Annotated in this window: 21 protein-coding genes and 2 tRNA genes; 9 read left to right on the top strand and 14 right to left on the bottom strand. The window is 67.7% G+C overall.

Annotation, left to right across the window (positions count from 1 at the left end; all coding sequences use genetic code 11):
- Window positions 1–1,014: an iron-siderophore ABC transporter substrate-binding protein gene (locus tag C8K36_RS05045; protein ID WP_107983261.1), complete on the bottom strand. Its 1,014-nt coding sequence runs from the start codon at window positions 1,012–1,014 to the stop codon at window positions 1–3.
- A 118-nt stretch (window positions 1,015–1,132) separates the two neighbouring features.
- Here C8K36_RS05045 and C8K36_RS05040 point away from each other — a divergent pair, with 118 nt between their 5' ends.
- The 3 genes from C8K36_RS05040 (at window position 1,133) to C8K36_RS05030 (ending at window position 4,804) form a co-directional block, all read left to right on the top strand.
- The gene (locus tag C8K36_RS05040) at window positions 1,133–3,445 is read left to right on the top strand and encodes an FdhF/YdeP family oxidoreductase (protein WP_107983260.1); all 2,313 of its coding nucleotides are present in this window, start codon (window positions 1,133–1,135) and stop codon (window positions 3,443–3,445) included.
- A complete protein-coding gene (gene fdhD, locus C8K36_RS05035; protein WP_107983259.1) occupies window positions 3,446–4,270 on the top strand; it encodes a formate dehydrogenase accessory sulfurtransferase FdhD in 825 nt (274 codons plus the stop codon).
- Between the two features lie 78 nt (window positions 4,271–4,348).
- Window positions 4,349–4,804: a 3-oxoacyl-ACP synthase gene (locus C8K36_RS05030; RefSeq protein ID WP_107983258.1), complete on the top strand. Its 456-nt coding sequence runs from the start codon at window positions 4,349–4,351 to the stop codon at window positions 4,802–4,804.
- Here C8K36_RS05030 and C8K36_RS05025 read toward each other — a convergent pair.
- Window positions 4,801–5,976 (bottom strand): lipase family protein, encoded by a 1,176-nt coding sequence (locus C8K36_RS05025; protein WP_258195053.1) that lies wholly within the window; start codon window positions 5,974–5,976, stop codon window positions 4,801–4,803. The two genes, C8K36_RS05030 and C8K36_RS05025, sit on opposite strands and share 4 nt — an antisense overlap.
- 95 nt (window positions 5,977–6,071) lie before the next feature.
- On the opposite strand from C8K36_RS05025, the gene C8K36_RS05020 reads away from it, so the two are divergent.
- Window positions 6,072–6,731, top strand: a complete 660-nt coding sequence (locus tag C8K36_RS05020; RefSeq protein ID WP_107983256.1) for a TetR/AcrR family transcriptional regulator — start codon at window positions 6,072–6,074, stop codon at window positions 6,729–6,731.
- A gap of 60 nt (window positions 6,732–6,791) precedes the next feature.
- On the opposite strand, the gene clpX is transcribed toward C8K36_RS05020, so the two are convergent.
- The 5 genes from clpX to C8K36_RS04995 form a co-directional block, all read right to left on the bottom strand.
- Entirely contained in the window at window positions 6,792–8,069 is a 1,278-nt protein-coding gene (gene clpX, locus C8K36_RS05015) for an ATP-dependent Clp protease ATP-binding subunit ClpX (RefSeq protein ID WP_107983255.1), read from the bottom strand.
- Between the two features lie 286 nt (window positions 8,070–8,355).
- Complete coding sequence (locus C8K36_RS05010) at window positions 8,356–9,018, bottom strand: ATP-dependent Clp protease proteolytic subunit (RefSeq protein ID WP_181319450.1); 663 nt, start codon at window positions 9,016–9,018, stop codon at window positions 8,356–8,358.
- Window positions 9,019–9,075: 57 nt separating this feature from the next.
- Window positions 9,076–9,684 (bottom strand): ATP-dependent Clp protease proteolytic subunit, encoded by a 609-nt coding sequence (locus C8K36_RS05005; RefSeq protein ID WP_107983253.1) that lies wholly within the window; start codon window positions 9,682–9,684, stop codon window positions 9,076–9,078.
- A gap of 130 nt (window positions 9,685–9,814) precedes the next feature.
- The gene (gene tig / locus C8K36_RS05000) at window positions 9,815–11,182 is read right to left on the bottom strand and encodes a trigger factor (protein ID WP_107983252.1); all 1,368 of its coding nucleotides are present in this window, start codon (window positions 11,180–11,182) and stop codon (window positions 9,815–9,817) included.
- Between the two features lie 83 nt (window positions 11,183–11,265).
- Window positions 11,266–11,342, bottom strand: a tRNA-Pro gene (locus C8K36_RS04995).
- Between the two features lie 140 nt (window positions 11,343–11,482).
- Here C8K36_RS04995 and C8K36_RS04990 point away from each other — a divergent pair.
- Both C8K36_RS04990 and C8K36_RS04985 read left to right on the top strand, forming a co-directional pair.
- Window positions 11,483–11,553, top strand: a tRNA-Gly gene (locus tag C8K36_RS04990).
- 193 nt (window positions 11,554–11,746) lie between these two features.
- A complete protein-coding gene (locus C8K36_RS04985; RefSeq protein ID WP_107983251.1) occupies window positions 11,747–12,880 on the top strand; it encodes a nitronate monooxygenase in 1,134 nt (377 codons plus the stop codon).
- Window positions 12,881–12,898: 18 nt separating this feature from the next.
- Here C8K36_RS04985 and dinB read toward each other — a convergent pair whose 3' ends face one another.
- Window positions 12,899–14,161, bottom strand: coding sequence for a DNA polymerase IV (gene dinB / locus C8K36_RS04980; protein WP_107983250.1), 1,263 nt, complete (start codon window positions 14,159–14,161; stop codon window positions 12,899–12,901).
- A 101-nt stretch (window positions 14,162–14,262) separates the two neighbouring features.
- Here dinB and C8K36_RS04975 point away from each other — a divergent pair, with 101 nt between their 5' ends.
- Entirely contained in the window at window positions 14,263–15,117 is an 855-nt protein-coding gene (locus tag C8K36_RS04975) for a GA module-containing protein (RefSeq protein ID WP_107983249.1), read from the top strand.
- Here the strand turns inward: C8K36_RS04975 and C8K36_RS04970 are convergent.
- From C8K36_RS04970 to C8K36_RS04960, 3 genes are all read right to left on the bottom strand, one after another.
- A complete protein-coding gene (locus tag C8K36_RS04970; protein ID WP_107983248.1) occupies window positions 15,114–15,911 on the bottom strand; it encodes an Fpg/Nei family DNA glycosylase in 798 nt (265 codons plus the stop codon). The genes C8K36_RS04975 and C8K36_RS04970 overlap by 4 nt on opposite strands.
- Before the next feature lie 20 nt (window positions 15,912–15,931).
- Window positions 15,932–16,414 carry a ribose-5-phosphate isomerase gene (locus C8K36_RS04965; protein ID WP_107983247.1) on the bottom strand — a complete coding sequence of 161 codons (483 nt, stop codon included), beginning with the start codon at window positions 16,412–16,414 and terminating at the stop codon, window positions 15,932–15,934.
- Between the two features lie 78 nt (window positions 16,415–16,492).
- Window positions 16,493–17,140: a DsbA family protein gene (locus C8K36_RS04960; protein WP_107983246.1), complete on the bottom strand. Its 648-nt coding sequence runs from the start codon at window positions 17,138–17,140 to the stop codon at window positions 16,493–16,495.
- Between the two features lie 122 nt (window positions 17,141–17,262).
- Here C8K36_RS04960 and C8K36_RS04955 point away from each other — a divergent pair, with 122 nt between their 5' ends.
- Window positions 17,263–18,543, top strand: coding sequence for an FAD-dependent oxidoreductase (locus C8K36_RS04955; protein WP_258195049.1), 1,281 nt, complete (start codon window positions 17,263–17,265; stop codon window positions 18,541–18,543).
- Between the two features lie 130 nt (window positions 18,544–18,673).
- On the top strand, window positions 18,674–21,259 hold the full coding sequence (pepN, locus tag C8K36_RS04950; protein ID WP_107983244.1) for an aminopeptidase N: 2,586 nt from the start codon (window positions 18,674–18,676) through the stop codon (window positions 21,257–21,259).
- 68 nt (window positions 21,260–21,327) lie between these two features.
- Here the strand turns inward: pepN and C8K36_RS04945 are convergent, their stop codons facing one another.
- The 3 genes from C8K36_RS04945 to C8K36_RS04935 all read right to left on the bottom strand — a co-directional run bounded on the left by C8K36_RS04945 (window position 21,328) and on the right by C8K36_RS04935 (window position 22,766).
- Window positions 21,328–21,804, bottom strand: coding sequence for a DUF5130 domain-containing protein (locus tag C8K36_RS04945; RefSeq protein WP_107983243.1), 477 nt, complete (start codon window positions 21,802–21,804; stop codon window positions 21,328–21,330).
- A complete protein-coding gene (locus C8K36_RS04940) occupies window positions 21,791–22,039 on the bottom strand; it encodes a hypothetical protein (protein WP_107983242.1) in 249 nt (82 codons plus the stop codon). Before C8K36_RS04940 ends, C8K36_RS04945 begins: the two co-directional genes overlap by 14 nt.
- A 61-nt stretch (window positions 22,040–22,100) precedes the next feature.
- Window positions 22,101–22,766, bottom strand: a complete 666-nt coding sequence (locus C8K36_RS04935; protein ID WP_107983241.1) for an HNH endonuclease — start codon at window positions 22,764–22,766, stop codon at window positions 22,101–22,103.
- Window positions 22,767–22,954: the final 188 nt, after the last annotated feature.

Here is a 22,954-nt window from a genome sequence, read left to right as displayed (position 1 = left end):
TCAGGCGAGCAGGGGCGCGATGCGCTGCGGGACCTGGTCGAGCGCGAACGGCAGACTCACCACAGTCGACCACGCCATCGCCTCGGCGGCCTCGTCCTCGAGGACGATCGTGCGACCGTCCTTGACGACGTCGAGCGTCTGGTACACCGGTGTCTTCGCAAGCTCGGCCCGCAGGTCGTCGCCGAAGCCGCCGCCCGCGTACCAGACGAGCAGGTCGACGTCCGCGAGCGAGAGCTGTTCGGTGCTGATCTCCGCGAAGTTGGTCTTGCGGACCTGCTCGGCTACAGGCGGATTCACGAAGCCGAGTTCGGTGAAGAAGCGGACCTTGGGATCCTCGGGACCGTAGACGCCGAACTGCCCGGGCCCTTTGAGCGCGCCGACGAGGACCGTCTTGCCCGCGAACGCGGGGTTGGCTGCGGCTACGTCGGAGAACTGCTTCTGCACACCGTTCACCAGCTCGGCGGCGCGGTCCTGCTTGCCGAGCGCCTCGCCGATGATCGTGGTCTGGTCCTGCCAGCGCACCCCGTAGTCCGCGACGCCTGCCGGTTGCGCGACGGTCGGCGCGAGAGCGGAGAGCTTGTCGTACTGCCCCTGGGCGAGACCGGAGTAGGTGCCGACGATCAGGTCGGGAGCCACACCCGCAACCTTCTCGATGTCGATGCCGGTGCTCGCGGTGCCGATGATGGTCGGCTGAGCGTCGCCGAGCAGTCCCTGCGACCACGGCCACACGGCGTTCGGGTAGTTGCCGTACCAGTCGAAGACACCCACCGGAACCGCACCGAGCGCGAGCAGCGCATCCTGATCGTTGTAGCCGACACTGACGACGCGCTGCGGGTTCGCGGGCACCGTCGTCTGGCCGTACTTGCCGGGAATCGTCGCGCCGGTGGCACCGTCGGAGCCTCCGTCACCGGATCCGCTGCTGCACGCGGCGGCGAAGGCGAGCAGTGCACCGGTGCTGCCGATCAGAAAGCCGCGGCGCGAGATCGCGCCGGCACGCGACTGGAGTTCACCCATCGTCGGGACCCTTCGATTCGTGGTGGGACGGAAGGAGAAGGTAAGGCTAGCCGACCTTACCTGGTCGTTCGGTGCGTCGGATCGTGCATACCCGGACCGGCCGGGCCAGTATGGGGTCATGACGCGCACGGGGCCCCGGGACGACATCGACGAGAACGATCTCGTCGTCGATCACGCCAAGGACTACGCGGCCGGGGTTCCCGCCGTGCTGGTGTCACTAGAGCGCGCCGTCGAACAGATGGGCGTCGCCCGGACCGCCCGCACCCTCACCCGCCTCAACCAGCGACACGGCTTCGACTGCCCGGGGTGCGCATGGCCCGAGGCGCCCGGTCACCGCAAGCCCGCCGAGTTCTGCGAGAACGGCGCCAAGGCCGTCGCAGAGGAGGCGACGCTGCGGGCCGTCACGCCGGAGTTCTTCGCGGCGCACCCCATCTCGGAACTGTCCGGACGCACCGACTACTGGCTGGGCCAGCAGGGCCGCCTGACCCACCCGATGGTGGTGCGGCCCGGCAGCGACCACTACGAGCCGATCGAGTGGGACGAGGCGCACCGCCTGATCGCCGAACACCTCCGCGAACTCGGGACGCCCGACGAGGCCGTCTTCTACACGTCGGGCCGCACGAGCAACGAGGCGGCCTTCCTGTACCAGTTGATGATTCGCAGCTTCGGCACCAACAACATGCCGGACTGCTCCAACATGTGCCACGAGTCGTCGGGCAGTGCGCTCACCGAGACGATCGGCATCGGCAAGGGTTCGGTGTCGGTACCCGACCTCGAACAGGCCGACCTCATCCTCATCGCCGGACAGAACCCCGGCACCAACCACCCCCGGATGCTGTCGACGCTCGAGAAGGCCAAGGCGAACGGCGCCAAGGTCATTGCGATCAACCCGCTACCCGAGGCCGGACTTCGGCGCTTCAAAGACCCGCAGAAGATCAACGGCGTCGTCGGCAGCGGTGTCCACATCGCCGACGAGTTCCTGCAGATCCGCCTCGGCGGCGACCTGGCGCTGTTCCAGGGCCTGGGCCGTCTGCTGCTCGAGGCCGAGGCCCGCAGCCCCGGCACCGTGATCGATCGCGCGTTCGTCGACGCACACTGTGCCGGCTTCGACGACTACGCCGAGCACGTGCGGGGCGTCGACCTGGACACCGTCATCGAGGCGACCGGCCTGACCCGAAGCCAGATCGAGGACACCGCACGCGCACTCGCGCAGTCGGAGCGCACAGTGCTGTGCTGGGCGATGGGACTCACGCAGCACACGCACGCCGTCGCGACCATCCAGGAAGCCGTGAACCTGCTGCTGATGCGGGGCATGATCGGCAAGCCCGGCGCCGGGGTGTGCCCGGTCCGCGGTCACTCCAACGTGCAGGGCGACCGCACGATGGGCATCTGGGAGAAGATGCCCGAGGAGTTCCTCGCCGCCCTCGAGGCCGAGTTCTCCATCGAGAGCCCCCGCCGGCACGGCTGGGACACTGTCGACGCGATCAGGGCGATGCGCGACGGCCGGGCGCGGGTGTTCATGGCGATGGGGGGCAACTTCGTCTCGGCCACTCCCGACACCGCCGCCACCGAACAGGCTCTGCGTAACTGCGCACTCACCGTTCAGGTTTCGACGAAGCTCAACCGCAGCCACGTCGTGCACGGGCGCACCGCGTTGATCCTGCCGACGCTCGGGCGCACCGACCTCGACGTCCAGGCGACCGGCAAGCAGTTGGTGTCGGTGGAGGACTCGATGTCGATGGTGCACCTGTCGCGGGGGCGACTGAAGCCCCTCAGCGCGCACCTGCGCAGCGAGGTCGCGATCGTCTGTCAGCTCTCGCGCGAACTGCTCGGCGCCGACCATCCCGTCCCGTGGTCCGCGTTCGAGGACGACTACGACCGGATCCGGGACTCGATCTCGCGCGTCGTCCCCGGCTGCACCGACTACAACACCCGAGTCCGCCGCCCCGACGGGTTCCAACTCCCCCATCCGCCGCGCGACTCGCGCGAGTTCCGGACGCACACCGGCAAGGCAAACTTCACCGTCAACCAGCTCGAATGGGTGCCCACCCCGGCCGGGCGACTGATCCTGCAGACCCTGCGCAGCCACGATCAGTACAACACCACGATCTACGGCCTCGACGACCGCTACCGCGGCGTGAAGGGCGGACGCAAGGTGGTCTTCGTCAACGCCGGCGACATCGCCGAGATGGGTTTGCATGACGGTCAACTCGTGGACCTCGTGTCCGAATGGACCACTGGCCACGGTGCTGTCGAGGAACGTCGGGTCCACGACTTCCGGGTGGTCGAGTACAGCACGCCGCCCGGCAATGCCGCCGCCTACTACCCCGAGACCAATCCCCTCGTGCCGCTCGATCACGTCGCCGCCAAGTCGAACACCCCGGTGTCGAAAGCGGTCGTCGTGCGGCTCGAACCGACCGGAGGCAACTAGATGGGCCGGGTCACCGCGCGCCGGCCCGTCCTGCGGATCACCCCGGACGGGATCCGTCGTCGGCCGGACGCCCTGGCCGTCGAGGAACCGCTCGAGATCCGCCTGGGCGGACGCTCGCTCACCGTCACGATGCGCACCCCGGGCAACGACGTCGACCTGGTCCACGGGTTCCTGTTGACGGAGGGGATCGTCGAGACCTCCGAAGACATCGCCGTCGTGCGCTACTGCAACGGCGTCGACGATCACGGCGCGAATACCTACAACGTGCTCGACGTCGCGCTGGCCCCCGGTGTCCCGGATCCCGGCAGCAAGGGCCGCCGCGAGTTCCTGACGACGTCCGCGTGCGGCGTGTGCGGCAAGGCGTCCCTCGACGAGGTCGCCGTCCGCAGCCGATACTCCCTGTCCGGCAACGCCTTCGAGGTCACCGCAGCAATGTTGTCGTCGATGCCGCCGACGTTGCGCAGCGCCCAGCGGGTGTTCGACGCCACGGGCGGACTACACGCGGCCGGATTGTTCACCGCCGACGGCGCGCTGCTCGCGGTCCGAGAGGACGTCGGTCGGCACAACGCGGTCGACAAGGTCCTCGGCTGGGCACTCACCACGAACCGGGTCCCGTTGTCCGACGCGGTCCTCATCGTCAGCGGCCGCGCGTCGTTCGAACTGGCGCAGAAGGCCGCGGTGGCCGGCGTACCGATACTCGGCGCCGTGTCGGCGCCGTCGTCGCTGGCCGTGGACCTCGCGCGCGACCGCGGCATGACGCTCGTCGGGTTCCTGCGCGGGGAGAGCATGAACGTCTACTCGGGAGAGCAGCGCATCAAGATCTGACCCATTCGCCCGCAATCACCCCGCCTCGCATGCCACAGTGGAAACCGCGCAGGTCGGGCGAGCGGGAGGACGTCACGAATGAGCGTATGGCGGGTGCGGCACGTCGTTGGGAGTGCCGCGGGTGCGATCGCCCTGGCCGGGACGCTCGGCGCGGCCCCCGCGTCCGCGACCGTGACCGGACAGGCGGACGTCCGGACATTCGGCAATTCGATCCTGGTGACGCTCCAGAACATCGACTCGACCACGGATACCCCGGCGCAGTGCGCCTCCGTCGCATTCGACACGGACGATCAACCCGTCATCACCAATCTCATGGAGATCTACGACGGCGGTATCGGCATCTGGTGGACGACGATGCCGCACGAGACCCTCCACCTGGCGGGTGAGTACACCGATAGCGCCGACTACCGGGTCACCGTCGAGTGCCGCGACGACGACGGTGTCGCCCGGATGGCCGACACCGTCGTCACGCTCCCCGAGGGGGATCTCGTCGGGAACCCATCCCGCTATTCCGAACTGTTCGGAGCGTTCTAGCAGAGACCCGCCGGAGCCTCCCCAGCCTGCAATGCACCGAAGAACTGCTCGACGTCGTCGTACGACTGCGGCACCGCAGTCCGGTGATCAGCACCCGCGTACGTCTTGTATCCGACCTCGGAGCCGTTGTTGCACAACGACTGCACCAGCGCCTTGCTGCCCGGCTCGGCGATGAGCACGTCCGCCGTGCCCTGCAGTACCAGCGTCGGCACCGTCAGCGTCAACTGCCCGGGCGACTGCTTCTTCAAGTACGTCACCAGCTTGTCGATGTCGGCGCCCGGCGCGAACGCCTTGTCGACCGGCACCGAACCGATCACGTCACGGATCTGGCCGACGCAGCCATTGCGGGCCGCGGTGAGCAGCGGCTTCGACTCCGGGGTGACGTACGAATCGGCGTCGATGGACGGATCCGCCGCCTCGGCTCCCAGCAGGATCAGCGGCAGGAACGCCAGCGCCGGAGCAACCTCCGGAGTGCCGGCCGCGAGGTACTGCGGTGTGGCGCTCGTGTCGTTACCCGGCGCGATCGCGACGGCACCGCGCAGATCGAGTTCGGGCGCACGCTCGGCGCCCTGCGCGGCAGCGAACAGCGTCGCATGCCCGCCCTGGCTGTGCCCCATGGCATACCACTGGTCGCTGATCGAATCGTCGATCGCGCGGCTCGCACGGACGATGTCGACAACGGCGTTCGCCTCCGTCCCGCCGTCCATGTACGGGTGACCGCCCGGCGTGCCCATGCCGACGTAGTCGGTCTGCACCACGACGTAGCCGTCGGCGACGTACTTGTCGAGCGTCTCGTCGACCCCGCCGAGGTAGTCGTGCGCCGGTCCGTCGGTGGTGTCGTTCGACGGCGCGCAGATGTCGGACACACCGGTGGTGCCGTGTGCCCAACTGATCACAGGCCAGCCGCCCTCCGGCGCGGGCGTGCGCGGGATAGACACCGTCCCGGACACCACCACCGGGTCGCCCTGCGCATTCTGCGACGCATAGGTGATCAGCTCACTCCGGGCCGCACTGGGCAGCACCGGCGCGCCGCGCAGTTGTTGGACCGAGAGCAATTGCCCCGGTTCGAGCGCACCGCTCGTCTCCTCGGACTTATCACTGCTGCAACCGGCCGCGACCAGCGCGATCGTCACCGCAGCAACCGTGAAGAGGCCGGCACGACGGGCGCGCACGCCCCCGTTCCTCGACAACGGATTCACGAGCACCTCCAAAATTAAGAAATCTGTCTCAGCGCTGAAAACATAGCCTATTCAGTACCCTTACCGCTATGAACTCGACCCTTACCGCTGGGAACTCGCCGAACGGCCGCGACGCGCTCCTCCACGTCGCCGAACGCCTCATCGCCGAACGCGGACTGCACGGGGTCTCCGCCCGCGAGATCGTGAGAACCGCGGGCCAGCGCAACAACTCGGCCATCGCGTATCACTTCGGATCGTGGGACGGACTGCTCGAGGCGGTGTGGCTGCGCCACATCGGCAACATCAACGCGATCCGTGCCCGAATGATCGACGAGATCGCCGACGACGCGCCCGACCGACTCGACCGACTCGTGGCTTCCTACGTGCATCCATTCGTGGAAGAGATTGCCGTTCACGAAACGTCCTACTGGGCTCGTTTCAACGAGCAGTGGCTCACCGGCGTGCACATGGACTTCGTCGAACGGCCGACGACACTCGTCCCCGACGACACGCGATACCCCCGCATCGACGGGATGGACATGCTCAAGAAGCTGTTCGCCGAAATCAGCGCCGAACTCGAGCACCTCGATCCCGAAATCCGCACTCGGCGCGTCGCATTGACGGCCCGGTTCGTCGTGTCCGGCCTTGCCACGTGGGAGCGGGAGGCGTCCACCGGTAGCGCGGTCGACATCCAAGAATTCGAAACCGAGCTCACCGCGCTCGCCGTGGCGCTGCTGCGCGCCCCCTGACAAAACAGAGGGGCTCGGGCGCCATCGGCACCCGAGCCCCTCCATGAGGAGATTCCGCTCCTACGCGGACTTGTCCCGACGTTCACGCTCCGGCTTGCGGGGCACGATCGTCGGAAGCACGTTGTCGTTCACCGTTTCCGCGGTCACGACCACCTTCGCGACATCGTCGCGGCTCGGGATGTCGTACATCACCGGCAGGAGAACTTCCTCCATGATCGCGCGCAGCCCACGGGCTCCGGTGCCGCGGTGAATGGCCTGATCCGCGATCGCCTCGAGAGCGTCGACCGAGAACTCCAGTTCCACACCGTCCATGTCGAACAGACGCGTGTACTGCTTGACGAGTGCGTTCTTCGGCTCGGACAGGATCGTGACGAGCGATTCCTTGTCGAGGTTGGTCACCGAGGCCACGACCGGAAGTCGGCCGATGAACTCGGGGATCAGACCGAACTTGATCAGATCCTCGGGCATGACCTCGGCGAAGTGGTCCTGCGTGTCGATCTCGGCCTTGGAGCGAACCTCGGCACCGAAACCGATGCCGCGCTTGCCCACCCGATCGGAGACGATCTTCTCGAGGCCCGCGAAAGCGCCCGCAACGATGAACAACACGTTCGTCGTATCGATCTGGATGAACTCCTGGTGGGGATGCTTGCGCCCGCCCTGCGGCGGAACGCTCGCCTGCGTCCCCTCGAGGATCTTCAGCAGAGCCTGCTGCACGCCCTCGCCCGAGACGTCGCGGGTGATCGACGGGTTCTCGCTCTTGCGGGCGATCTTGTCGACCTCGTCGATGTAGATGATGCCGGTCTCGGCGCGCTTGACGTCGTAGTCGGCCGCCTGGATCAGCTTGAGCAGGATGTTCTCGACGTCCTCACCGACGTAACCCGCTTCGGTGAGCGCGGTGGCGTCCGCGATGGCGAACGGAACGTTGAGCATCTTGGCGAGCGTCTGCGCCAGGTACGTCTTGCCACATCCCGTGGGGCCGAGCATCAGAATGTTCGACTTCGCGAGTTCGACAGTCTCGCCGCGCGCATCCCGGCTCCTGTCGCCGGCCTGAATGCGCTTGTAGTGGTTGTAGACCGCAACCGCCAGCGTCCGCTTCGCCGAATCCTGGCCGATCACGTAGTTCTCGAGGAAGTCACGGATCTCCGCGGGCTTGGGCAGCTCGTCGAGCTTGACCTCGCTGGACTCGGCCAGCTCCTCCTCGATGATCTCGTTGCAGAGATCGATGCATTCGTCGCAGATGTAGACCCCAGGTCCCGCAATGAGCTTCTTGACCTGCTTCTGGCTCTTACCGCAGAAAGAGCACTTGAGCAGATCGCCGCCGTCACCGATGCGTGCCATCTCGTAAGGTCCCTACTTCCTTGTCTACGTGCGAGCATCCTCACCCGGTTCCCCACCACCGCGGTGCAGCGGATGAGTACCCCGAATCCGGATCGAAGGCCCCTGGTGTGACCGTACCCGCAGATCGGGAATGAGGTCGACCAATAAGCCGGTGATTCCCGCGCGGCCCGCTGGCTCGGACGCGGGAATCGGGTCCACGGTGTGCGCGGACTGCCCAGCTTGACGGGTTGTCACCCCGGTTCGCTCCAACCCGCTCGGCGTGTCGGGCGAACCGGGATGCCCCGCATCACTTCTGCGCGGAGAGCTTCCGGTACTGGAGCACGTCGTCGATGATGCCGTACTCCTTCGCCTCCTCGGCGGTGAGGATCTTGTCGCGATCGGTGTCCTTGCGGATCACGTCGGGATCCTTGCCGGTGTGCTTTCCGAGCGTGGTCTCCATGAGGCGACGCATGCGCTCGATCTCCGCGGCCTGGATCTCGAGGTCCGAGACCTGGCCCTGGATACCACCGGTGGCGGGCTGGTGGATCAGCACACGCGCATTCGGGAGCGCGAGGCGCTTGCCCGGAGTACCGGCGGCGAGCAGCACCGCTGCTGCGGATGCCGCCTGGCCGAGGCACACGGTGGTGATGTCGGCACGGACGTACTGCATCGTGTCGTAGATCGCCATCAGCGACGTGAACGAGCCGCCGGGCGAGTTGATGTACATCGTGATGTCACGATCCGGGTCGAGCGACTCGAGCACCAGCAGCTGCGCCATGACGTCGTTGGCCGACGCGTCGTCCACCTGCACGCCGAGGAAGATGATGCGCTCCTCGAACAGCTTGTTGTACGGGTTCGACTCCTTGACGCCGTAGCTGGAGTGCTCGATGAACGACGGAAGGATGTAGCGCGACTGTGCACCGGCCGGAGCCTGGCCACCGAGTGCGTGGGCGGCACGGGGATCGAACATGTTGGTCATCAGTTCTCCAAGGATGATGGGGAGCGGAAGGGACGGATGGATCGCGGCCTAGTTGCCCGCGCCGCCCGCCTGCCGCGCCCGGGTGACGACGTGGTCGACGAAGCCGTACTCGAGTGCTTCCTTCGCCGTGAACCAACGGTCACGATCCGAGTCGGCGGTGATCTGCTCGACGGTCTGACCGGTGTGCTCGGCGATGAGTTCGGCCATCTCACGCTTGGTGTGCGCGAACTGCTCCGCCATGATCGCGATGTCGGACGCGGTGCCGCCGATACCGGCAGAAGGCTGGTGCATCATGATCCGCGCGTGCGGCAGCGCGTAGCGCTTGCCCTTGGTGCCGGCCGACAGGAGGAACTGCCCCATCGAGGCGGCCAGGCCCATACCGAACGTCGCGACGTCGCACTCCGCGAACTGCATGGTGTCGAAGATCGCCATGCCGGCCGTGACCGACCCACCCGGCGAGTTGATGTACAGGTTGATGTCCCGCGTCGGGTCCTCGGCCGACAGCAACAGGATCTGGGCGCACAGCTTGTTCGCGATGTCGTCGTCCACCTGCGTGCCGAGGAAGATGATGCGCTCGCGAAGCAGGCGTTCGAACACCGAGTCGCTGAGATTCAGACCGGAGGTGGCTGAAGTCATGGCGGGATTCTGGTAAGTCACGGTACCTGCCTTCTGATAAGTCGATGGTTCCTGACACAGACACTAACGAAGTAGGGCGGCACCGGAGTCCCGGTGCCGCCCTACTTCGCTGAAAGCGGAAAACTAGCTCGCCGTTCGGCGGGCAGAAGAACTACTTCTGCTCGTCACCCTCCACAGCAGCATCCTCGGCCTCGGCCTCGGCCGTACCGAACATCTCGGCGGTGTCGATGGACGCACCCGAGGTGTCGGTGACCGTCGCCGCATCGACGACGCCCGCCAGGGCCTTGCCGCGGCGCACGTCCGCGAAGACCGCGCCGAGCTGGTTGGCCTGCTGGATCTGCTGGATGAACTGCTCCGGCGCCATGCCGTAGCGCTGCGCCTGGAACAGGATGCGCTCGGTGAGCTCGTCCTGGCCCACCGTGGTGCCGGCGGCGTCGGCGATCGCGTCGAGCAGCAGCTGGGTCTTGACCGAACGCTCGGCAGCCTCGGTGGCGTCGGCGTCGAACTGCTCACGCGTGGTGCCCTGCTCCTCGAGGAGCTCGTTCAGCTTCTCCTCGTTGTGGTCGAGGCCGTGGATCGCGTCGTGCAGCGCAGCGTCGACCTCAGCCTTGACGACAGCCTCGGGCAGCGGAACCTCGACGGTCTCGAGCAGCGCCTCGAGAACCTTGTCGCGGATCTGACCGGCCTGCTCGACCTTGCGGACACGCTCGACGCGCTCGCGCAGGTCGGCCTCCAGCTCGGCGAGGGTATCGAACTCGCTTGCCATCTGGGCGAACTCGTCGTCGGCCTCGGGCAGCTCGCGCTCCTTGACCGTGCTGACGGTGACCGTGATGACAGCGTCCTGGCCCGCGAACTCGCCCGCGACCAGCTTGGAGGTGAAGTCCTTCGACTCACCGGCCTTGACGCCGACGATGGCCTCGTCGAGGCCCTCGATCAGCTGGCCCGAGCCGACCTCGTGGGACAGACCCGACGCGGTCGCCTCCGGAACGGCCACGCCATCGACGGTGGCCGACAGGTCGATCGACACGAAGTCGCCGTCCTGGACCTCACGCTCGACACCCTTGAGGGTGCCGAAGCGCTGGCGCAGCGACAGCAGCTGCTCGTCGACTGCCTCGTCGGTGACCTCGATCGGGTCGACGGTGACGGCCACGGTGGAGAAATCGGGGAGGGTGATCTCGGGGCGAACGTCGACCTCGGCGGTGAACGTGAGCTCCTGCCCGTCCTCGAGCTTGGTGATCTCGATCTCCGGCTGGCCGATGACCTTCACATCAGACGCCGAAACGGCCTCCGAGTAGCGGGCCGGGAGGGCGTCGTTGACGACCTGCTCCAGCACGGCACCGCGGCCGACGCGGGCCTCCAGCAGCTTGGCCGGTGCCTTGCCCGGACGGAAGCCGGGGAGTCGGATCTGCTGCGCGAGCGCCTTGTACGCCTTGTCGAAATCAGGCTTGAGCTCCTCGAAGGGCACCTCAACGTTGATACGGACTCGCGTCGGGCTGATCTGCTCGACGGTGCTCTTCACGGATCTGGCTCCTTCGTAGTGGTGATGCTCTTCGTTGCTCTATGTCGTGCGTCGGTGCCGCAATCGCGACACCGACGCACACGTGGTCGGGATGACAGGATTCGAACCTGCGACCCTCCGCTCCCAAAGCGGATGCGCTACCAAGCTGCGCCACATCCCGTTCCGAAACAGGACCCCACCAACCTCGTGAGGACCCGAGGCAGAATCCTACGGCCCCCCGATTAGGAATTCCAAAGCGAGGTGGGTACAGTTCCATCTCGCACACGGCATCGCTGGCGATCCCACAAATGTCGTATGCACGGGGATGTAGCTCAATGGTAGAGCCTCAGTCTTCCAAACTGATTACGCGGGTTCGATTCCCGTCATCCCCTCCGCGAGGAGGAAACCCCCGCCCGGCAAATGCGCCCGGGACGGGGGTTTTGTCGTTCCCCGAAAGTCCCCCCGAGTGACGCTTGTCACAGTCGCGCCCGGGTCCCGATTTCGGGCGATTCACCCCTCGATGCGACGACGGTCACCCTAAGTTGGAACCTGTTACAGAATTCAGGCCCAGCGAAGGAGCCCCGGATGCACACCCCCCTCTGCGACGACCTCGGCATCGAGTTTCCGATCTTCGCGTTCACCCACTGCCGCGACGTCGTGGTCGCCGTCAGCAAGGCCGGCGGTTTCGGCGTCCTCGGCGCCGTGGGCTTCACGCCCGAGGAACTCGAGATCGAACTGAACTGGATCGACGAGCACATCGGCGACCACCCCTACGGCGTCGACATCGTGATTCCGAACAAGTACGAGGGCATGGACTCGAACCTGTCCGCCGACGAACTCACGAAGATGCTGCAGTCGATGGTGCCGCAGTCAACCCTCGACTTCGGACGCAAGATTCTCACCGACCACGGCGTGCCCCTGCCCGATGACGGCGGCGACAACGCGTTGCAGCTGCTCGGCTGGACCGAGGCCACGGCCACACCGCAGGTCGAGGTCGCGCTGCAGCACCCCAAGGTCACGCTCATCGCCAACGCCCTCGGCACCCCGCCGGCGGACATGATCAAGCACATCCATGACGCCGGTCGTAAGGTCGCCGCGCTGTGCGGCTCGCCCTACCAGGCTCGCAAGCACGCCGATGCCGGCGTCGACATCATCATCGCCCAGGGCGGCGAGGGTGGCGGGCACTGCGGCGAGGTCGGTTCGATCGTGCTGTGGCCGCAGGTCGTCAAGGAGGTCGCACCGGTTCCCGTGCTCGCCGCGGGCGGCATCGGCAGCGGTCAGCAGATCGCCGCGGCACTGGCACTGGGTGCACAGGGCGCGTGGTCGGGCTCGCAGTGGCTCATGGTCGAGGAGGCCGAGAACACCGCCGTCCAGCAGGCCGCCTACATGAACGCAAGCAGCCGCGACACCGTGCGGAGCCGCTCGTTCACCGGCAAGCCGTGCCGCATGCTGCGCAACGACTGGACGGAGGCCTGGGAGCAGGAAGGCAATCCGGAGCCGCTCGGCATGCCGCTGCAGTACATGGTGTCCGGCATGGCCGTGGCCGCCACGCACAAGTACCCCGACGAGACCGTCGACGTCGCCTTCAACCCGGTGGGCCAGGTCGTGGGCCAGTTCACCAAGGTGGAGAAGACCTCGGCCGTCATCGAGCGCTGGGTGCAGGAGTACCTGGAGGCCACCGGCACCCTCGAGCAGCTGAACGCTGCCGCTGGAGCCTGACAGGCGCCTGATCCGCGACTATTCGTCCGGCAGGATCGGCACACTCGCGCCGCGGTCGCGTCCGAGCAGCGCGGCGCGGGTGACCGCGACCGATCCGAACTTCGCCCGGACAGCATCGAGCGCACCGTCGAGCCGGACACCGTCGGTCTCCGTGACAGGAGGCCCGGCGTCCGGCTCGAACGGTAAGGCGAGCTGCTCGGCACCTTCACGGTCGATGTTCGACAACGTGACCCCCACCAGGGTCAGTCCCCGCTCCGCGACCAGGGACTGCGACTGCACCAGCAGCGAGTGCACCGCCGCGAGGATGGACTCGGTACGCGCCGACGCCTCCGCGAGCGTGACCGACCGCGTCGCCTGCTCGAAGTCGGCGAACCGCATCCGGACCACCACCGTCCGGCACACCCATCCGGCCGCCCGGAGGCGTCGCGCCACCCGATCGACCAGTGCGGCGGCCGTCGACTCGATCTCCTCGAAGCTCCGCGTCCGACGCCCGAGCGCGTGCTGCGCACCGATCGACCGACGCCGGTGTCCGGTCTGCACCTGCCTGGGGTCTCGGGCCCACGCCAGCGCGTGCAGGTGCCGGGCCGATCCCGGCCCGACCACGGTCGACAGCTCGCGTTCGGCCAGCGCCGCCAGCTCCCCGACGGTGCGGACTCCGTAGGCGTGCAGCTTGCCCGCCGTCACCGCCCCCACACCCCACAGGCGCTCCACCGGGAGGGGATGCAGGAACTCGAGCTCCCGATCCGGCGGTACCGCCAGCAACCCGTCCGGCTTCCCCACGGCGCTGGCGACCTTGGCGAGGAACTTCGTCCGTGCGATACCGACGGTGATGGGCAGCCCCACCTCCGCGCGCACGTCGGCCCGCAGCTTCCGCGCGATCTCGATCGGAGCGCCCGAGATCCGCCGCAGACCACCGACCTCGAGGAACGCCTCGTCGATCGAGATTCCCTCGACCAACGGCGTCGTGCGACGAAAGACGTCGAAGACCTCGCGGCTGGCCTGCGCGTACGCCGACATCCGGGGCGGCACGACGATCGCGTGCGGACACCGGCGCCGTGCGTCCGACTCGCTGCTCGGGCTCCGGACGCCGTACGCCTTGGCCTCGTAACTGGCCGCGAGCACGACTCCCCCGCCGACGATCACCGGCCGGCCCCGCAGGCGCGGGTCGTCTCGCTGCTCGACGGACGCGTAGAACGCGTCCAGGTCGGCGTGCAGGATCGTCGCCTCGGCAGCACCCGGAGACTCGGGACCGGGAACCTCGCGAACGTCGGACACGAACATATGTTCGCATCGACCACCGACAGGAGTCGAGACCCGGTCAGGCCGCGCCGGACGCCGGTAGTCTTGACATTGTCCGATTTGACACCTCCGGAAGGTCCCCCGTGGAACTCCTCCTCATCGTCGCCGTCCTCGGCGCCGTCGTCTTCCTGGTGATGAAGAGCCAGAACAAGAACAAGGGCCACTCGACGAACCAACTCGAAGACGCCAAGGCGGACGCCCGCCAGGCGATCGAGCGCCTGGGCGGTCAGGTCTACAACCTCGTCGGCAACGACGAGGCCTCCAAGCAGGCTCTCGCCGACGCGTCCGAGCGATACACGGCCGCCGGTTCACAGATCGAACAGGCCACCACGCCGGTTCAGGCGCGTCTGGCGAAGCAGACCGCGCTCGAGGGCCTCTATTACATCCGCGCCGCCCGCACGGCTATGGGCATGGATCCGGGTCCCGAGGTTCCGAGCATCGACGGCCAGAAGTCGGCCGGTTCGGTCACCGAGGACCGCGAGGTCGAGTTCGAGGGCCGTCAGGTCGCGGCTTCACCCCACCCGTCGTCCCGCACTCCGAACTACTACCCCGGCGGCCGCGTGGCCGGGCGTCCGGTTCCCGCCGGCTGGTACTCCGAGCCGTGGTGGAAGCCCGCGCTCGTCGCCGGCGCGTGGGGCATCGGTTCGATGTTCCTGTTCTCGGCCATGTTCTCCGGCATGGCCGGCGTCGGATACGACGCGCAGGGGTTCGAGGACGGCCAGGGTGACGGCTCCGAGGGTGGCGTCGACGCGGGTGACAACGGCGGCGGCGATGCAGCAGCCGAAGGCGACGGTGGCGGCGACTTCGGGGGCGGTGACACCGAGTACGGCGCGATGGGCGACGGCGGAGGCGACTACGGCGGAGGCGACTTCGGTGGCGGCGACTTCGGTGGCGGCGACTTCGGTGGCGGCGACTTCGGTGGAGGCTTCGACTTCTAGTTCGCCTGACAGCCGGGGCACCAGAACAGGTTGCGCCCCTTCATGACCGAGTGAGCGATCGGCGTGCCGCAGATGCGGCACGCCGATCCTGCTCTGCGGTAGGTGTAGGTGCGCGGACGGTCCTTCGCGTACGCCGGGTCGCCGTGATCGTCCTCGGGTCGCACGACGTGCATCTTGCCGCGGCGCACCCCGATGTTCATGAGGTCGACCAGATCAGCCCAGATCGCGTCGAACTCGGCGCGCCCGACGCGCTTGCCGGGGCGCTCGGGATTGATGCCGTGCCGGAACAGGATCTCGGCCCGGTAGACGTTGCCGACTCCGGCCAGAACGGCCTGGTCCATGAGCAGCGCCCCGATCGGCGTCTGAGACTTGGAGATCCGCGCCCACGCGCGATCCGGGTCGGCGTCCTCGCGCAGCGGATCCGGACCGAGCCTGGCCTCGATGGCCTCGACCTGCGGCGGATGCAGCACCTCACACGCGGTGGGACCACGCAGGTCCGCGCCGTACTCTGCCCCGATCATTCGCATGCGGACCTGCCCGACGGGCGCCTCGAGCGGCACCGCGGAGTCGGTGAACTTACCGTAGAGGCCGAGGTGGACGTGCAGCACGAGACCGTTCTCGTAGTGGTGCCACAGGTGCTTGCCCCACGCGTCCGAACGCACGAGGACGCGGCCGTCGATCAGGGCCGCGTCCTCGGCGAATCTGCCTTGCGGGCTCGACACCCGGACCGTCGATCCCGCGAAGCGCTGCTGGTGCAGGCGCGCGAGTCGGTGCAGGGTGTGGCCCTCGGGCAAGGTGGTCTACCTGGTTCTCGTCAGGCTTCGGGAGCCGCGGGCACGGCCGGAGCCACACCCGTCTTCTCGTACTCCGCGAGGATGTCGATGCGGCGCTGGTGACGCTCCTCGTCGGACCACTCGGTGGCGAGGAAGGCGTCGACGATCGCGAGGGTCTCCTCGAGCGAGTGCATGCGGCCACCGATACCGATGAGCTGCGCGTTGTTGTGCTGACGCGCCAGCTGCGCGGTCTCGACGCTCCACGCGAGCGCGCAGCGCGCGCCGGGAACCTTGTTCGCGGCGATCTGCTCGCCGTTGCCGCTGCCACCGAGGACGAGGCCGAGGCTGCCCGGATCGGCGACGACGCGGCGGGCTGCCTCGATGCAGAACGCCGGGTAGTCGTCGACGGCGTCGTAGACGTGCGCACCGCAGTCGATGGCCTCGTGACCGTTGGCGGTGAGGTGTTCGATGATCTCGTTCTTGCGTTCGAAGCCGGCGTGGTCGGCACCCAGGTATACGCGCATGGCCTCAATTCTGACAGGCCACGTCGTCGCGGCGCCCCTCGGGGACGCCGCGACGATGTGACGCTCCGGACTGGCGGCTCAGTCGAACTGGGGGTCCTCGGTGCGCGTGCGCTTGAGCTCGAAGAAGTGCGGGTACGACGCCAGAGCGACGGTGCCGTCCCACACTCGGCCGGCGTCCTCGCCGCGCGGGATGCGCGACAGCACCGGGCCGAAGAATGCAGTGCCGTTGACGTGGATGGTCGGGGTGCCGACGTCGTCGCCGACCTTGTCCATGCCGGCGTGGTGGCTGCGGCGAAGCTCGGCGTCGTATTCACCGGCGTCCGCGGCGGCCGCCAGTTCCGCGGGCAGACCCACTTCGGCGAGCGACTCGACCACGACATTCGTCAGGTCCTGGTCGCCACCGTTGTGGATCCGGGTTCCCATCGCGGTGTACAGCGGCAGCAGGATCTCGTCGCCACGCTGCTGGGCGGCCGCGATGAGCACCCGCACCGGGCCCCACGCCTTGCCCATCATCTCGCGGTATTCCTCGGGCAGGTCGCGGCCCTCGTTCAGGACGGCGAGGCTCATGACGTGGAAGTTGGCGTCGATGTCGCGAACCTTGGTGACCTCGAGGATCCAGCGCGAGGTGATCCAGCACCACGGGCACAGCGGGTCGAACCAGAAGTCGACGGTGTCCTTCTTTGCCGCGGTCCCGGTGGTGGTCTGTGCTTCGGCGCTCACTCGCATCTCCCTCGTCCTGCGGCGCGACGACGTCGACGCCGCGCCTCTCGATTCAAGAGAACCACGGCGGCGCAGGAATGCTTCCCGCACACCCCGAGACCCCGTTAGGGTCGAACGAGGACAGCGAAATGACAGATCCAGTACCGACACTGGAACGGAGCATTCACGTGACTTCCCACGAGCCGTCGCAACGCACCTTCGTCATCGTCGGCGGTGGACTCGCCGGCGCAAAGATTGCAGAGTCGTTGAGGGCCAGAGACTTCGACGGGGCCGTCGTACTCCTGAGCGCCGAGGACCATCTGCCCTACGAACGGCCGCCACTCTCCAAGGAACACGTGGCGGGCAAGAAGGCCCTGCCGGACTTCACCGTCCAGAACGGCGACTGGTACCGCGACCACCACGTGGACTTGCGCCTGGGCACCACGGCGGAAACGATCGATCGCGACAAACGGCGCGTGACGCTGCCGGACGGATCGACGATCGGCTACGACAAACTCGCGCTCGCGACCGGGTCCCGGTCCCGCCGACCGCCGATTCCCGGCGCGGACGCCCCCGGCGTTCACTATCTGCGCACTATCGACGAATCCGACGCACTGATCGCGGCACTGTCGCCGGGCGCCCGCCTGGTGATCGTCGGCGCCGGCTGGATCGGCCTCGAGATCGCGGCCGGTGCCCGCGGCCGCGACGTCGAAGTCGCGGTCGTCGAGGCCGCGGACGGTCCGCTGCGCGCCGCGCTCGGCAAGGAGATGGGCACGGTCTTCGAAGGTCTGCACCGCGAACACGGCGTTGACTTCCGGTTCGGCGCGAAGGTCGAGGAAATCACGGTCTCGGACGGCCGGGCCGATGGTGTCCGGCTCGGCGACGGCACCGTGCTGCCTGCCGACGCGGTGCTGGTGGCAGTGGGCGCGCAGCCCAACATCGAGATCGCCGAGGCCGCCGGGCTTTCCGTCGACGGCGGCGTCCTGGTGGACGGCACGCTGACCACGAGCGACCCGGACATCGTCGCGGTCGGCGACATCGCCGCACAGCAGCATCCGCTGCTGGGCGCGCGGGTCCGCGTCGAACACTGGGCGAACGCCCTCAACCAACCGCCGATCGCGGCCGCGACGATGCTCGGGCATCCCGTCGAGTTCACGAATCTGCCGTACTTCTTCACCGACCAGTACGACCTCGGCATGGAGTACGTGGGCTGGGCGCCGCAGTACACGAAGGTCGTCACGCGTGGCGACGTCGGCAAGCGGGAGTTCGTCGCCTTCTGGCTCGACGAGGAGAATCGCGTGCTCGCCGGAATGAACGTCAACATCTGGGATGTCACCGACGAGATCAAAGCGCTCGTGGCGTTCTCGGGCCCGGTCGATCCCGCACGACTCGCCGACCCCGCCGTCCCCCTCCGCGACCTCCTCCCCTGACCCGCGTTTTGCGCACTTACCGCGCCTCGGACACCCGAATTCCCGCGACAAGTGCGCAAATCGCGGGAGGAGCGTGGCGCGTGATGGGATAGCAGGCAGTCGTTTGTCCACCCGTGATGAGGAGATCTTCGTGGCCCCACCGAATCTGACCCGCACCCAGGCCGCCGAGCGGTCGGCGTTGGTCTCGGTCGACAACTACAGCATCGACCTCGACCTCACCGACGGATCGGGACGGCCGGGCGAGAAGGCGTTCCGATCGCGGACCACCGTCTCGTTCACCGCTATCGCCGGGGCGTCGACGTTCATCGACATCATCGCCGCAACAGTGCATTCCGCGGTACTCAACGGCACACCGGTGGATGTCTCGTCGTACGACGAGGCCACCGGCATCGCGCTCGACGGCCTGGCCGAGTCCAACGAGTTGGTCGTCGACGCCGACTGCATGTACACGAACACCGGCGAGGGCCTGCACCGGTTCGTCGATCCCACGGACGACGCGGTGTACCTGTACTCGCAGTTCGAGACGGCCGATGCCAAGCGGATGTTCGCCTGCTTCGATCAGCCGGATCTCAAGGCCACCTTCGACATCGCGGTCACCGCCCCCGACGACTGGAAGGTGATCTCGAACGCCGAGACCGTCCAGACGCTGGTCGCCACGCCGGGCCGGCACGTCTTCCGGACGACGCCGAAGATGAGCACGTATCTGGTGGCGCTGATCGCCGGTCCGTACGCGGTGTGGAACGACTTCTACACCGACGAGCACGGCACCATCCCGCTCGGCATCTACTGCCGTTCCTCGCTCGCCGAACACATGGATGCCGAACGACTGTTCACGGAGACCAAGCAGGGCTTCGGCTTCTACCACCGCAACTTCGGGATCCCCTACGCCTTCGGCAAGTACGACCAACTGTTCGTGCCGGAGTTCAACGCGGGCGCGATGGAGAACGCGGGCGCGGTCACGTTCCTCGAGGACTACGTGTTCCGGTCCAAGGTGACCCGCTACTCGTACGAGCGTCGCGCCGAGACCGTGCTGCACGAGATGGCGCACATGTGGTTCGGCGACCTCGTCACGATGCGGTGGTGGGACGACCTGTGGCTCAACGAGTCCTTCGCGACGTTCGCATCGGTGCTGTGCCAGAGCGAGGCCACCGAGTACACCAACGCCTGGACCACGTTCGCGAACGTCGAGAAGTCGTGGGCGTACCGGCAGGACCAGTTGCCGTCGACGCACCCCATCGCCGCCGACATCCCGGACCTCGCCGCGGTCGAGGTCAACTTCGACGGCATCACGTATGCCAAGGGCGCGAGCGTGCTCAAGCAACTCGTCGCGTACGTGGGCCAGGAGCCGTTCATGTCCGGCCTGCGCGACTACTTCGCCGAGCACGCGTTCTCGAACGCGACGTTCGACGACCTGCTGCGCGCGCTCGAGAAGGCGTCCGGCCGCGACCTGTCGAGCTGGGGCGCGCAGTGGCTCAAGACCACGGGCCTCAACATCCTGCGCCCGGACTTCCAGATCGAGCCCGACGGCACCTTCCGCAACTTCGCGGTGCTCCAGGAGGGTGCCGAGCCGGGCGCCGGCGAGACCCGCGTCCATCGGCTCGCGGTCGGCATCTACGACGATGACCCGGCCACCGGCAAGCTGGTCCGCACGCACCGCGTCGAACTCGACGTCGAGGGTGCGAGCACCGACGTGCCCGAGCTGGTCGGGGTGCCGCGCGGCAAGCTGATCCTGGTCAACGACGACGATCTGACGTACTGCTCGGTGCGCCTGGACCGGGATTCGCTCGAAACCCTCGTCGGCCGGATCGGCGACATCGCCGAGCCGCTCCCCCGCACCCTCGCGTGGTCGGCGGCATGGGAGATGACCCGGCAGGCGGAGATGCGTGCGCGCGACTTCGTCGGCCTGGTGCAGCGCGGTATCGGCGCCGAGACGGAGGTCGGTGTGGTGCAGCGGCTGCTGATGCAGGCGCACACCGCGCTCGCGGCGTACGCGGAGCCCGGCTGGGCCGACGCGTTCGGCTGGGCCGCCTTCGCGGACCGCCTGCTGGAACTGGCGCGCGAGGCTGCGGCCGGCTCCGATCACCAGTTGGCGTTCGTGAACGCCCTGGCCGGATCACAGCTGTCGGCGTGGCACACCGAGATCCTGCAGGAACTGCTGGACACCACCGACCCGGCCACCGTCGGCCTGCCCGGGCTGGTCGTGGACACCGATCTGCGCTGGCGCCTCGTGCACGCGCTCGCCGCGGCCGGCGAGATCGACGCGGACGGTCCCGAAACGCCCGTCATCGACGCGGAGGCCCAGCGCGATCCCACCGCGGCGGGAGCCCGTCAGGCGGCGGCCGCGGCAGCGTCCCGGCCGCAGGCGGCGGTCAAGGAATCGGCATGGACGACGGTGTTCGACGACGACACCGTCCCCAACATCACCGCCCGCGCGATCATCGGCGGCATCGTCGCGCCCGGCCAGTCGCAGCTGCTCGAGCCGTACGTCGCGCGCTACTTCGCGGGGATCGAGGGCGTGTGGGAACGTCGCTCGAGTGAGGTCGCGCAGACCGTCGTGGTCGGCCTGTACCCGTCGTGGTCGATCAGCGAGGCGTCGGTGGCCGCGGCCGACGCATTCCTCGCCGGTGAGCATCCGCCGGCGCTGCGCCGCCTGGTCGTCGAGGGCAGGGCCGGCATCGTCCGCTCCCTGAAGGCGCGCGCGTTCGACGCGACCTGACACTGAGACGACAGTGACCCGGTGCCGCAGGGCACCGGGTCACCGGGGTAGAGCGTCGGAGTGCGGGACTACTTCGCGGCGATGGCCGCGCTCATCACACGCAGGGCCGAGACGAGGCCGTCTACGAGGTCACCCTCACCGAACGACGACAGTGCGGCGGTGACACCCAACTGGGCGACACGGTCCGTGACGCGGTGCTGAACCGCACGGCCGCCACGGATCTCGATCGCGTGCTGGTTGGGCGAGACCGCGATGAGGACCGACCGCTCGGCCTCGGGAGTGCCCGGGAAGATGGCGTCCGTGCCGACCGCCGGGTTCTCACCGAGATCGCCCACGTAGATGTTGAACCGCACCTTGGTGGAGCGGGTCGCCTCCGTGAGGGCGTCGTCGAGGCGCACCAACTGATCGGTCGTGAAGGGCAGCAGGTCGTCGAACGACTCGCCGATGCGGTGCACACCGGACAGGCGTCCGCTGGTGGTCACCACAGTGCCCACCGGCAGATCCGCCGGTGCTACCGAGGTCTGGATAACGTCACCACTTGCCACTTGCCGAACCTCCGATCACGTCTGCACCCGCGGCGTGTGCGGCGTGGTGACCGTGCGAGGTCACCTCGTCGACAGCGCTCCACAGGACCGGCTGATGGGTCCAGCGCTCGCCGAGTCGGTACTCGGTCGGCACGAAGCCGGGCGACTTCTTGGTCATGAAGGACAGTCCCGCGACGATCGCGATCACCAGGACGGGTATCCCTACGAATATCAGCACTGTCTCGAGAATGCTCACGACGCAAACCGTAGCCGAGTCCTGCTGAAATGGAAGCGTCGGGGCCGAATCGTGCCTCGACTCAGGCCGCGCCCTCACCCAGATACGGAATCCACGTCGGATGCACCTCGGTGGTGGTGGACAGCAGCCTCCAGTGCGGACCCGACGGGGGCACGAGGGCGGCCTGCAGGGTCCATCCCAGCTCCGTCAGCAGTTTGTCCGCTTTGCGGTGGTTGCAGGGAGCGCAGCAGGCAACGCAGTTCTCCCACGAATGACCGCCGCCACGACTGCGCGGCACGACGTGGTCGATCGTCTCTGCCTTGTCGCCGCAGTAGCCGCAGCGAAAGCGATCGCGGTGCATCAGCGCAGCCCGCGTCATCGGGACCCGGGTCCGATACGGAACCCGGACGTAGTTACGCAGGCGGATGACCCACGGCACCTGCAGAGAACAACCCTCGGAGTGGATCACCGGCCCGAGCGGATCTTCGTGGACGGCGTCGGCCTTGTCGCAGACCATCAACACGACGGCGCGGCGGGCGGGTAGGGCGGTGAGCGGTTCGAACGTCGCGTTGAGCAGCAGCACCCGGCGCTTGTTCCACACCGGCTGCGGACTCTGGCCCGGCAGAACGAGCCCGGTGGTGCCGGACTCGGGAATGACATGCAGCGGAAAAGCCCCCGACGTGCGATTACCCCGCACATCAGTGGGCACGAGTTGTCGATGCGCTCGCGCGCTGTGTCGGTGTGCCATGCGACCTCCGCGAAGACTGACCCAAGTTGACCACGGATGATGTGGCCACGCACAGCCATTTCTGCGAAAAAGTTGCAGCACGGGCGGTGAACACGCGGCGCCGATGACCCCACCGGCGAGATGGCGCGCACCACACCGGGACGCGCTCCGGCGCCTTCCCCACGAAACCGGGCACAATGGGACGCGAC

Source organism: Rhodococcus sp. OK519 (assembly GCF_003051005.1).
Classification (GTDB): domain Bacteria; phylum Actinomycetota; class Actinomycetes; order Mycobacteriales; family Mycobacteriaceae; genus Prescottella.
Note: the sequence above shows the minus strand (reverse complement) of the source record. Positions and strands in the feature narration are given on the sequence as shown.